Source organism: Colwellia sp. Bg11-12 (assembly GCF_014076955.1).
Lineage (GTDB): Bacteria > Pseudomonadota > Gammaproteobacteria > Enterobacterales > Alteromonadaceae > Colwellia_A.
The window spans coordinates 213674-225466 of the sequence record NZ_JACGUZ010000072.1; the positions used below are offsets into that span (position 1 = coordinate 213674).

Annotated in this window: 12 protein-coding genes; 2 read left to right on the plus strand and 10 right to left on the minus strand. The window is 38.2% G+C overall.

Features of this window, described 5'->3' with window-relative positions; all coding sequences use genetic code 11:
- Window positions 1-24: 24 nt before the first annotated feature.
- The 3 genes from H4J39_RS12445 to fabB form a co-directional block, all read right to left on the minus strand.
- Window positions 25-1044, minus strand: coding sequence for an aspartate-semialdehyde dehydrogenase (locus H4J39_RS12445; RefSeq protein WP_182228738.1), 1020 nt, complete (start codon window positions 1042-1044; stop codon window positions 25-27).
- Between the two features lie 40 nt (window positions 1045-1084).
- The gene (locus H4J39_RS12450; protein WP_182228739.1) at window positions 1085-2218 is read right to left on the minus strand and encodes a 4-phosphoerythronate dehydrogenase; all 1134 of its coding nucleotides are present in this window, start codon (window positions 2216-2218) and stop codon (window positions 1085-1087) included.
- 103 nt (window positions 2219-2321) lie between these two features.
- Complete coding sequence (fabB, locus tag H4J39_RS12455) at window positions 2322-3533, minus strand: beta-ketoacyl-ACP synthase I (protein ID WP_182228740.1); 1212 nt, start codon at window positions 3531-3533, stop codon at window positions 2322-2324.
- Window positions 3534-3708: 175 nt separating this feature from the next.
- Here fabB and mnmC point away from each other — a divergent pair, with 175 nt between their 5' ends.
- Window positions 3709-5001 carry an FAD-dependent 5-carboxymethylaminomethyl-2-thiouridine(34) oxidoreductase MnmC gene (gene mnmC, locus H4J39_RS12460; protein ID WP_310649752.1) on the plus strand — a complete coding sequence of 431 codons (1293 nt, stop codon included), beginning with the start codon at window positions 3709-3711 and terminating at the stop codon, window positions 4999-5001.
- A 22-nt stretch (window positions 5002-5023) separates the two neighbouring features.
- Here the strand turns inward: mnmC and H4J39_RS12465 are convergent, their stop codons facing one another.
- From H4J39_RS12465 to H4J39_RS12475, 3 genes are all read right to left on the minus strand, one after another.
- Window positions 5024-5317: a YfcL family protein gene (locus H4J39_RS12465; RefSeq protein ID WP_182223192.1), complete on the minus strand. Its 294-nt coding sequence runs from the start codon at window positions 5315-5317 to the stop codon at window positions 5024-5026.
- Window positions 5318-5421: 104 nt separating this feature from the next.
- Window positions 5422-6564, minus strand: coding sequence for an ATP-NAD kinase family protein (locus tag H4J39_RS12470; protein WP_182228741.1), 1143 nt, complete (start codon window positions 6562-6564; stop codon window positions 5422-5424).
- 18 nt (window positions 6565-6582) lie between these two features.
- Window positions 6583-7113, minus strand: a complete 531-nt coding sequence (locus H4J39_RS12475; RefSeq protein WP_182228742.1) for an elongation factor P hydroxylase — start codon at window positions 7111-7113, stop codon at window positions 6583-6585.
- Between the two features lie 312 nt (window positions 7114-7425).
- Here H4J39_RS12475 and H4J39_RS12480 point away from each other — a divergent pair, with 312 nt between their 5' ends.
- Complete coding sequence (locus tag H4J39_RS12480) at window positions 7426-8130, plus strand: response regulator transcription factor (protein ID WP_182228743.1); 705 nt, start codon at window positions 7426-7428, stop codon at window positions 8128-8130.
- 71 nt (window positions 8131-8201) lie between these two features.
- On the opposite strand, the gene H4J39_RS12485 is transcribed toward H4J39_RS12480, so the two are convergent.
- Genes H4J39_RS12485 through H4J39_RS12500 form a run of 4 tightly spaced genes read right to left on the minus strand, consistent with a single transcriptional unit; the run spans window position 8202 to window position 11330 of the window.
- Window positions 8202-8987: a CsgG/HfaB family protein gene (locus H4J39_RS12485; protein WP_182228744.1), complete on the minus strand. Its 786-nt coding sequence runs from the start codon at window positions 8985-8987 to the stop codon at window positions 8202-8204.
- Between the two features lie 4 nt (window positions 8988-8991).
- Window positions 8992-9408, minus strand: a complete 417-nt coding sequence (locus H4J39_RS12490; protein ID WP_182228745.1) for a curli assembly protein CsgF — start codon at window positions 9406-9408, stop codon at window positions 8992-8994.
- Window positions 9409-9424: 16 nt separating this feature from the next.
- Window positions 9425-9817 (minus strand): CsgE family curli-type amyloid fiber assembly protein, encoded by a 393-nt coding sequence (locus tag H4J39_RS12495; RefSeq protein ID WP_182178086.1) that lies wholly within the window; start codon window positions 9815-9817, stop codon window positions 9425-9427.
- A gap of 58 nt (window positions 9818-9875) precedes the next feature.
- A complete protein-coding gene (locus tag H4J39_RS12500; RefSeq protein ID WP_182228746.1) occupies window positions 9876-11330 on the minus strand; it encodes a curlin in 1455 nt (484 codons plus the stop codon).
- Window positions 11331-11793: the final 463 nt, after the last annotated feature.

Below are 11793 nucleotides of genomic sequence, written 5' to 3' on the forward strand. Positions count from 1 at the left end.
CTGAACTAACTCACCAGAGGTGGTTTATGAAAGGTAATCTTTAACCAATAACTCTGCAATTTGTACACTGTTAGTTGCCGCACCTTTACGTACATTGTCAGCAACAACCCACATATTTATACCGCTACTGTGACTAATATCTTCACGAATACGACCAACATAGGTTGCATCTTTTCCGCTTGCATCGCCTATCTGGGTTGGAAAGTCTTCGTCATTACGACAAACAACAAGTCCTTGAGCTTGCTCTAATAAATCTTTAACTTCTTCCGCTGAAATAGGTGTTCCTGTTTCAATATGTAATGATTCACCATGACCAAAGAATACCGGTACACGAACTGCCGTTGGGTTAACAAGTACATTTTCATCGCCAAGAATTTTTTTAGTTTCCCACACCATCTTCATTTCTTCTTTGGTGTAGCCATTCTCCATGAAAACATCAATTTGAGGGATAACATTAAAAGCGATTTGACGAGGAAAATGTTTCGTTTCAACAGGCTTTCCGCTTAATAAATCTGCAGTTTGTTTTGCTAGTTCGTCTATTGCTGCTTTACCGCCACCAGAAACTGATTGGTAAGTGGAGACGTTAATACGATTAATACCCACAGCATCATAGATAGGCTTTAACGCCACCATCATTTGAATCGTTGAACAATTAGGGTTAGCGATGATATTACGGTTGCGGTAATCAGCTAATGCACCTGGGTTAACTTCAGGAACGATCAGAGGAATATCTGCGTCGTATCTAAACTCTGAGGTATTATCAATAACAATACAACCTGCTTCACCAGCAATAGGCGCAAATTTAGCGGATACTGAACCACCTGCTGAGAAGAAACCAATTTGTGCTTGGCTAAAATCAAAATGGTCAGCGTCGAGTACTTCAATACTCTCACCATTAAAATCAATAAATTCACCGGCAGAACGAGCGCTAGCCAGTGGATATAATTTATTAATTGGAAAATCACGTTCTTCTAATAACTCTATGATGGTTTTACCCACCAAGCCTGTTGCGCCTAAAACGCAGACATCAAATTTTTGTGCCATATCACTCTCTCTTTACTTTGAAAAACAGTGCACTAATGCGTTACTGCTTAAGAAAACCAAGATGATGTGGCACATCACTCTTGGCTTGATTCGACATGGTTACTTTAACCGAAGAAAACTCCCTACGAGCCGGATAAGTTTTTCTGATATGGTCAAAGCCATGACTTAAAACTGTTTGTCTGAAAATTCCATCATCACGGCGTACATCGTAAACCATTTTTACTAGCTGGTTTAGTAGTATTTGCTCGAACGGTTGATTAATTTCAACTTCGGTTATTGACGCTCGTGGTAAAAAATCACTTAACTGCTTATCTACCGGTATTTCAAGCTGCTTACATAATGCCTGATAGAGTATTTCTGTACCACGTGCTTTTCCTTCTAAGCTATAACCAGCAATGTGCGCAGACGATATTTCAGTATGGGCAATAAGCTCGTGTAATATATTGGGTTCATTTTCCCATACATCTAAAACAAGCTTTACGCCATGTCCTTGCTTTTTAAGCGCCAATAACGCTTTATTATCGACAACTTCACCACGACAAGCGTTAATTAGAATTTGGTGATCATTGAGTTGCTTTAATCGATTTTCATTGAGTAGGTGAAACGTTGGATGGTCACCACGCTCAACAATAGGCACATGCAATGAAACTACATCACAAGAAAGTACATCTTCGAGTGATGAATAATGACGTTTGTCTTTACTGTTTTTTTTCTGTTGAGCTTCAAGTATAGGGTCGCAAATTAAAGCGTTAATGCCTAACGCTGCTAACTTTTCGCTTAACCGAGTACCGGTATTACCACCACCAACAATACCTATGGTTAACGAGAACAAATCAATTAAGTAACGCTCTGCTAATACAACCAAAGCACTGATCACATATTCGGCAACTGAAATTGCATTACAGCCAGGTGCGGAGGTAAACGTAATGCCCCGTTCACTTAAATAGTTCTGATCAATATGGTCAACACCAATCGTTGCCGTACCAACAAACTGACAAGTTGAATTACTGGCCAATAACGCTTGATTAACTTTAGTTATCGAGCGCACTAATAAAACATCAGCACTTTTCGTTTGTTGAGCGGTTAACTCTCGACCAACAAATGCGTGTAATTGACCTAAGTCGCCAAAAAACTCTTGGGCAAAGGGCATATTTTCATCGTAAAAAATATTCATGGTTTAGAGACTTAAGGTAATTATTGAACAGATGAAAGCTATTGTATCTTAAATGCAAAAAAGCCACTATAAAGTGGCTTTTTAAATAACAAAATATTAATCGTTATTTGTATTTTTGCATAACTAAAGTCGCGTTAGTGCCACCAAAACCAAAACTGTTAGACATAACCAAGTTAAGGTCTACGTCACGTTTTTCTGTAACAATATCTAAGCCTTGTGCTTTTTCATCTAAATTATCAATATTGATAGACGGCGCAACAAAGCTGTTTTCCATCATTAATAATGAATAAATAGCTTCGTGAACACCTGCAGCACCAAGCGCATGGCCTGTCATTGCTTTAGTTGCACTGATCGCTGGAGAATCTTTGCCAAACAATTCTTGAATGGCGCCAAGCTCTTTAACATCACCAACCGGTGTAGAAGTACCGTGTGTGTTTAAGTAGTCAACTTTACCTTCAACACCTTGCATGGCTTGTTGCATACAACGCACAGCGCCTTCGCCACTTGGAGCTACCATGTCATAACCATCTGAAGTTGCGCCGTAACCGACAATTTCAGCATAAATATGTGCGCCACGTGCCAATGCATGTTCAAGCTCTTCAACAACTACCATACCGCCGCCACCAGAAATAACAAAACCGTCACGATCGCTATCGTAAGTGCGTGAAGCTAATTCAGGTGTGTCGTTACGACCCGCAGATAATGCGCCCATTCCATCAAACATCATCGCTAAAGACCAATGAACTTCTTCACCACCGCCAGCAAAAACAATATCTTGCTTGCCCAGTTGAATAAGCTCCATTGCATGACCGATACAATGCGCGCTTGTTGCACAAGCTGAACTGATTGAATAGTTAACGCCTTTAATTTTAAATGGCGTTGCTAAACAGGCTGAAACTGTACTGCCCATCGTTTTAGGAACAGCATAGGGACCGACACGGCGAATACCACGGCTACGTAGTGTGTCAGTAGAAATGACGATATTTTCTGATGAAGCGCCACCTGAGCCAGCAACAATGCCGGTACGAAAATTTGAGACTTGATCGTCTGTTAATTTTGCATCAGTGATTGCTTGTTCCATAGCGATGTAGGCATAACCTGCGGCATCACCCATAAAACGAAATGCTTTACGATCAATATGATCTTTAGGCTCAATCGTTGGTTTGCCCCAAACATGGCTTTTTAAACCTGCTTCTGCAAAGCTTTCCGACTGACTGATGCCTGAACGGCCTGCTTTAAGAGATGATAAAACTTCTTCCGCATTGTTACCGATACTCGATACAATGCCTAATCCGGTGATCACTACACGTTTCATTTGAATAACCATTTAAAAATTGAAAAATCAGGCATATCATACAGAAATTTGCCCATAAACTGGTCTGCTCAGTGTACACGTGTACACTGGTTTTTACAATTTTATGACAGACACTTTTAATTTACGTTAAAATACTATCTTTAACGCCTGAAACCAATGGATTTAATAAAAAATTGTGATTAAACAACAAAAAAATTTAAATGCCCTGCCAGAAAGAAAAGGCTATCAGATCAGGCCGATAATAAAGCAGCCGGAGCATGTTGCTATTATTGGTGGAGGAATTGCTTCTGCTTGTGTTGCTTATGCACTCACCAAAAAAAATATAAAAGTGACTCTTTATTGTAAAGATAAAGAAATTGCTCAGGGCGCTTCAAGTAATCATATTGGGGCATTATTCCCTCTTATTCATCAACAAGTAGATGATATTAGTTTATTCTACCAACAAGCCTTTTGGCATGCCCTAACTTGCTATAAAGGCTTATTAAGTAAAGGGTTTACGTTTAGTCACGATTGGTGTGGTTTGCTTGAGATTTCTTATAAAGTTGCTTTAGAGAAAAGACAGGAATTTATTAAGCAATCAGCTCCATGGCCACAATCACTCATCACCAGTGTCAATGCAGAAGAAGCATCAAAACTAGCCGGCATAACACTTAAACACGGTGGCTTATTTATGCCAAGTGCTGGCTGGATAGCGCCAGCAGAATTAGTACAACAATTATTAGCTGCTGCGCAAGAAACAGAACATTTAACAATAAAAAATCAAACAGATGTCACCACACTTAATCAACAAAGTGACAATAGTTGGCAATTAGCAACAAGCAAGGGAATGATAAAGGAAACCGTGGTTATTTTCTGTGGAGGAGCTGAATCTATTAAGCTAAATATTATTGATGAATTACCGCTTAGCGCTGTTCGAGGCCAAGTAACAAACATGGCAACTAACGAACACATCAGTAACCTTTCAACCGTTATTTGCCATAAAGGTTATTTAACGCCAGCACATCAACAGCAACATTGCATCGGCGCAACGTTTGAAAAGAACAGTTTCGATATCACAGCAACACCGGCAGGCGACCAATATAATTTAGCCATGCTAGAAAAGTGCCTACCTAAGGTAGTCTCATGGAGTGAACAAGATATTACGTCAAATAAAGCACGCTTGCGCTGTATGACGCCCGATCATTTACCCATAGTTGGCGCGATGCCAGATATAGCCCAGCATAAAAGCAGCTATGCCCATTTAGCAAAAGATAAAAACTGGCGTTATCAAGAATCTGCACCTGTGATTAAAAATCTATACGTACTTACCGGCTTGGGTGCTAGGGGCTTATGTACTGCGCCGCTATTAGCCGATATTTTGACTGCTGATTTAACGGGTGGCGAATATCCTGTTGGCAAACAAGAACTTTTTAACTTATCACCCAACAGGTTTGTTATTCGCGATATTATTCGTCGTAAATATTTATAGTATTTAATAAAGACTGTTATTACTAAACTGATACAAATGATTGTTTAAGGTCTAGCCAATAGTCTTGTACTATTTTTCTATCTTGTGGGCTTAACTCAGTACGAGCGGCTTGTAGTTTTTCATCGATGCTTGTTGCAAGTGCTGGCGAAAGTACCTGCGATTCGTCACCAAATTCGATGACCGACAAGCTGATAAAGCCACGTAAGTAGCTACTGGCAAATAATTGATCATCACTGATATCTTCATCAAATAAATTATCTAAATATAGATAAAATGCGGCAATATTTTCAAACGATTTTTTTTCTTTAATTGACATAGTTCTACTTATTTTTCAGTGTTAAATTTATGAGTGGCTTAGCGACATTATCTTCAAAATATTATCATCAGAGAATACTTTCAAGAGAACATATTGAAAGCACGTTATTGTGGACTTGCCACAGGATACAATACTTGGTCGTTATAACCGGTTATTACCGGTAAATAACCTGATAACGCTATATCTAAATCGCTGTCACCCGTATCAGCTATTAAAGGTCTTGATGATAAGGCTGATAATTTGGCTTTCGTAGCAATAATTAAAATATTTTCTTTTCCAATAGCGCGGATCACTCTTGGGCTGAGCTGTTGATTACCACGGCCAAAAATATGTCCTTGTCCGCCAATCAACGTGATCACCAATTTAATCGTTTTAGTCTTTTCTTTAGCACGAGAGATTGCTTGCCATAATTGAGGTTCAGTCACATCACTCGCCAGTAAATTTTGTTGTTCAACAAGATCAACTCCAAGCAACGTATTCTCTAGCGCCAACTCCTCCATTAAAAATGCGGTAGTTGAACCTGAACCTATAACAAAGAGCTCATCATCCATTTCATTAATCACATGAGCCGCAATATCTTGTAGTACTAATTCATCAAGCTCTTTCCCCCCCGATTTTACCGCCTGTACAAACCGTAATTCAGCTGGAATTTGCATCTCACCATATCGTTTTGCTTTAACAATACCGTCTCGAAAGAGTGATTCATCAATATCCATCACATCAGCTTCGGTGAGTGTTACTAATTGGTTGGTAATCATCATTTCAACAACGCGTCCAGCCGCTTTGGGCGTAACCGCGTAAACACCAGAATGAATTTTACACCCTGCTGGAATACCTAATACTGGACATTTATCTCCCACTATTTTGCAAACATTTCGTGCGGTGCCATCTCCGCCTGCAAATAATAATATATCAATATTTTTAGCCAATAAGGCCTGAACGGTATTTTCGGTGTCTTCGGCAGTTGTATGTTCAGTATCTCTGGTTTGAAAAACGACTTCAGTGGTAAAGCCAAGCGCTTTAGCGGTTTTTTCTCCCATAAGATCATTCGCACAATAAATGGTTATTTGGTCCCGGTATGGTAGAAGAATCGATAGCGCTAAACTTGCCCGTTGATTTGCTTTTGCTGTAGCACCAAGTGCTAAGGCCTTTTCTGCAATATCGTCACCGTCACTACCTTTTAGTGCAACACTGCCGCCAATGCCTGCAATAGGGTTGATGATAAAACCTAAACTAAACTTTCTCACTATTTATCCTATTCATCGCTACAACACAAAATGTGTTCGAGTTAATGGTAATGGCGTTTGATAAAAGTTTGCCAATGCGACAATGAATTTTTGTGCATCATGTGGAAAACCTGAATTTAAGTAATGTATTACTTGCTGATAAACCGCGCGTTTAAAGGCTATACGATCGGTAGTGCCCGTTCCCGACAAGTTGTCTATTGAAACATCAAAGCATTTCCCTGTTGACACACTAAGGGCCCACTCAATTGCTTGTGGTTTAATTTCTACTTGTTCAAATTGTTCTTGCTGTATTTGATCTCGCCCATCAGGGGTATACCAATAGCCAAAATCTTCTTTTAATCTTCGAGCAGGTCCCGCTAAACACCAATGTGCGATTTCATGCAAAGCACTAGCATAAAAGCCATGGGCAAAAATTATTTGGTGATACTCACACACTTCATCTGCAGGGGAATATAAAGGTTCGTCCCCTCCTTTAATCAAGCGGGTATTAGTGCAGGCACTAAATGTATCATTAAATATATTAATTAAGTCTCGGTATTGTTCAGGCATCTATGGGTTCTGGCATTTATAGCGTAAGTAAAATTGACAAGGTATTCTAACCAAAACTCTTTAGGCTTGCACTGGCTATTTTCATTAAACTAAGCTTTAAATAGCGAAGTGAAGAGCACAATAGTCGCTTGTCTGAGACGTGATTTATTTTATTTAAAATCTTTATTATTTTATGACGACATTTAGTTTTTTATTTGTTATGTTGATGTAACAAATGCAAATTTATTGTTACATCTTAATACAATAAATATGTCATTGCTTATCACCTAAATAAGCAGAAAGGACTCAATAATATATGGATAGGGATAAAGTATGGATCCAATAAATGGAGTTAAGTTCAGCGCCTTTTTTTTAATTAATAGTGCGGAAAATAAGATAACAGAAAATGCACTTCATCATTCTACTCTTCAATTTACAGACTTAGTTAAAACGTGTGATATCGATATAATTTCAGCAAAAAAATTACCCAGTATTGATCAATCTAAAGACTTTGATTTAATGTTTATTGATGTCGATAGTTTTAATTTCACTGATGATATACCCTGTGAAATACAGAGTCTTGCGCACAGTACACGGGTTGTTTTATTTAATGCAACAGACAATATATATAATGAAAAAAAACTATTAATATCAAACATTGCCGGTATTTTTTATCGAAATGAACGTCTTGATATGATCTTACGTGGCATCACAAAATTACAAAAAAATGAGCGATGGTTTAAGCGAAAAACAATGAACAGTGCACTGAGTGAGTTACTTATTAAAGTGAATAAGCCAAATCAGCTTCCTGATAATAGCCAACAACAATCAATAAGTTTACCTAGCCTAACACGCCGAGAGAATACCATTATAGGCTTAGTTTCACGTGGTGCAAAAAATCAAGAAATTGCAGACCAACTCCACATTAGCCCTAATACAGTAAAAACCCACCTCTATAGTATTTTTCGAAAAACGAGCTCACGAAATCGAATTGAGTTGATAAGTCGAACACAACATTTGATACCCACGATAAATTAAATACGAATTTTACAAACCACACAAAAAAACCAGTGATTAATCACTGGCTTTTTTGTGTGTCTTTATCACTATTATGTATCAGCACGCCATACTTTGCGGGCGATACCTTTCACTACTAACTCGGTAATAGCTTTTTCAATCGCTTGTTGCACACAGACATGCATTGGCTCATTTTCACTAAAGCCCCCTTCCATCTCAGCTAAACGTTTAAAGCTAACATAGCGAAAAAAACCAGCACGTACTTCTTGGCTCAAGACCTTTTTACTGGTTGATACCGACACAAGAACTTGCCCTGTGCGAACGTCAACCGCACGCATATAAACCGTTATTTGGTCTTCACGATAAAGCTCTGAAGCACCAATACCAAAATATTCCGCACCAAACCCACCGGTTTTAGTATTTGAGTCATAGCTAATAATACCACCTTCAAGTAATATTTTGGCGGTAGTCAGTGGTGGTAACTCAATATTTTCTGTCGCTTTATTTGCTTGATTAGCCGCACGGGTAATTTTTCGTTCGGTTAATACATTTTGCAAACCTTCGCGTTCTACCGGTAAAAACCAGTCAGAATCACTTAATGCTTGCATCAAAATTGACGTTGCCCCTTGCGTTACTGCCGTCGAAAATGAGCTTACATTCGCTTGCGGTTTATATTGCCCTGTTTGGTCTCGATAAGCGTACACCGACACAGGTATTGCACCTTTAGGTTTAGGTAATGCCTTGAGTTCTTTAAAGCTTTCTAGGGGCATCATTTTTGTCGCTAGCGACTGCTTTGGAGGAAATAAATTACTCGCAGAATCCAGAACACTACAAGCCGATAAAAGGCCAGCAAGGCTCACGATTATAATTTTTTTCATCTGATTATCCAAACTTTGGTATTTCAATTATGGTCACTTTCCCTGTCAATAAATCAGTGATTTCTATAGTGATACTGTCACTATTAGCAGACAAAATATCAATTTGATAATCGCCACTAATAAAAGTGCTATCTTCTCCATTATTGAATCCCGCATTTTCGCCCAATACGGTATCTTTATATTTACTAACAATATCACTGAGTGTTGCCCGTTCAAGAGCATCGGATACCTTTTCCTCAAAACTTTTCTTGCTCTGAGCGGCTTTATGCTTATTTTGCGCTTGTGCTTTGCCTAATAAAAAACTGCCGTTTAACGCACTGCCTCCAAAACTTGGATTAATAGGTGTGTATACTAACTCCGAGCTCACTGCGTAACTGCTCACGCTAATATGAACCACTACAGCTATAATTAATTTTTTCACGATTACCTCCCTTTAATTACCAACCATTCCCAACCATATCAACACTATTTTGACTATATTGTGTCTGTGACATGGCATCAATCAATATAAATATCGCTTGCTCTACTTTTTCTTTAACGGGTGATTGACGGCGCCCAAAATGAGTAACATAAATTATGCGACCATTAAGCAGTAGACTAAGTTTAGTGCCTGCTCTTGGCACTATTTGCTCAATTATTTGAGCATTTATCCCTTGTTTATTTGGAATATCATGCCATAGCTGACTAAATTTAAAATAGAAATCATGGCCTAAACGACTCTTGGTATTATCAAGGAGTAAACCTCCAATTTCTACTTCGCTTGTCGCATGACACAAAGGTGTAAATAACAGGGTGAATATTACTCCCCATAAGCATTTATATTTAGGCATATTATGATAGATAATAAGGGGCTTTAAGCCCCTTATTAACACTTAAATTAATAGATAATTATTGTTGCACAATTACTGCAGTATTCCAATCACCCACTTGCGTGATAGAAACAACACCAGAGTCACTGATAAATGAACCTTCAACGATATTACCATTACCTACTTGGCTTATATTAAATGCGATATTAGCGCCTCCAATAAGCATAGTTTCACCACCTTCTCCAGTGATTAAGTTTTCATCGCCTATTTGTTCGATACCAATTTGGTGATTGCTACCTTCGACTAAAATATCTAAGGCATTCAACTCACCCGTTTGTGCGATATCAATAGTATTAGCATTACTGTTGATAATAGTACTTAGCATAACCACAGCATCGTTAGCGAAACCGGTTTGAGCAATTTCAATATCATTTTCGCTTGTGGTTAACTCATTGTTGTCAGCTGAAGCCTCTAAAACAACAACATTTTCATCACCTGATTGCATCACGTCAATATTATTGTCGTTACCGTTAAAGTTAACAACGTGACTTTCGTTCAAACTGCCCACTTGTACTGAAGTGTATTCGTTATTAATACCAATGGCACCAATGTAACTGATGTTGCTATCACCGACTTGTACATAGTTAAACTCGTTATCATCACCGATCACATCAAAACTAGCACCGTTTCCGTTGCCGTTTTGCATAATATCTGTAGTGTTAGCAATACCGGTATAAATAGCTGATTCAGCTGTATTATTATCACCTTCTTGATCGATAGAGATTTCGTTTTGATCACCGTCAACTGAAGCAATAGTTACTCGGTTACGCGCGCCCTCTTGTTCAATAGCAAGTTCGTTAGCGTCACCTGTGATCGCTGAGACAGTCGCCACACTCCAATAACCGTCTTGAGCAGCTTCAACAATATTGTTGTCACCTCGAATACTAGTAATATAAGTTTCGTTCCATTGACCATCTTGTACAATATCGATTGTATTATTAGAACCGGTTAGCTCTGAGTTAATCGCCCAATGACCGCCTTCGCCTTGGTCAACAACCACCATATTACTGTCGCCAACAACTTCATTAATAGCGCGATTACCAATTCCTAAATAACCGGCACCTAACTGAGTCACTTCAATAGCGTTTTCATCACCCGTAACGTTATTCTCAGTTTCGTTAATATCACCCTCTTGTTCTACGAACAACTCATTATTGTTACCGATATAAGTGCCAACCGCTAAGTTGTCATTACCTACTTGTACTATCTCAGCAATATTGCCTTCACCGATCACAGTAAAGCCAGAGCCGTTAACATCACCTTCTTGAAGGATGATTGTTTCGTTACCTAAGGCAGCACCATCAGTAGAGGTTTGTGACAACATGATCACATTACCTACTGCATTAGCCATTAGATCTGATTGAATAATAACTGCTTCTGTTTTTCCCTTTGTTTCTTCGCCAGCGAATGCTGTTTGATTTAGACCAAGAGCCATAAAAACAGCGCAGGTGATTAATGATTTGTTAAGTTTCAAAATATATCCTTATTTTTTATTTATGTGAGTAAAAAATCGTCTCACAAAGATGATTAATCGATAAGCAGCTTTGTCTTATCTGTAATGGCGTTTTGTATTCCCATAGATGTTTGACAATAATAACGAATAGTATTATTTAAATGTTTTTCCAGTGAATACAAGTACTTAATTTTCAATACCTTCATCCATTTTCACTGTAATAAGCAGGCTTTATTTATTGATGTAAAATCTCATTTCATGAGTTTTACATCCACTTATTAAAAAAGACTAAACAATGATAAATAAGCACTTTATATAGGTTTACATCACAAACCTAAAAAATCTAAATAAAGCTCAGTTCGTTTTACTACGTTGCATTAAAAACTGTACGTTGTTTCCTAACGAATTAAAATCACCCTATTTTACCATTCCAATCAAACAATTAAAAAACAACAACTTAAATAAAAAAAAACAAAAAAAACAA

What these genes read in the sequence shown, in the direction of transcription:
- H4J39_RS12450 (WP_182228739.1), bottom strand. Translation starts at nt 2,218, where the DNA reads ATGAATATTTTTTACGATGAAAATATGCCCTTTGCCCAAGAGTTTTTT.
- H4J39_RS12480 (WP_182228743.1), top strand. Translation starts at nt 7,426, where the DNA reads ATGGATCCAATAAATGGAGTTAAGTTCAGCGCCTTTTTTTTAATTAAT.
- H4J39_RS12485 (WP_182228744.1), bottom strand. Translation starts at nt 8,987, where the DNA reads ATGAAAAAAATTATAATCGTGAGCCTTGCTGGCCTTTTATCGGCTTGT.
- H4J39_RS12475 (WP_182228742.1), bottom strand. Translation starts at nt 7,113, where the DNA reads ATGCCTGAACAATACCGAGACTTAATTAATATATTTAATGATACATTT.
- fabB (WP_182228740.1), bottom strand. Translation starts at nt 3,533, where the DNA reads ATGAAACGTGTAGTGATCACCGGATTAGGCATTGTATCGAGTATCGGT.
- H4J39_RS12495 (WP_182178086.1), bottom strand. Translation starts at nt 9,817, where the DNA reads ATGCCTAAATATAAATGCTTATGGGGAGTAATATTCACCCTGTTATTT.
- H4J39_RS12465 (WP_182223192.1), bottom strand. Translation starts at nt 5,317, where the DNA reads ATGTCAATTAAAGAAAAAAAATCGTTTGAAAATATTGCCGCATTTTAT.
- H4J39_RS12445 (WP_182228738.1), bottom strand. Translation starts at nt 1,044, where the DNA reads ATGGCACAAAAATTTGATGTCTGCGTTTTAGGCGCAACAGGCTTGGTG.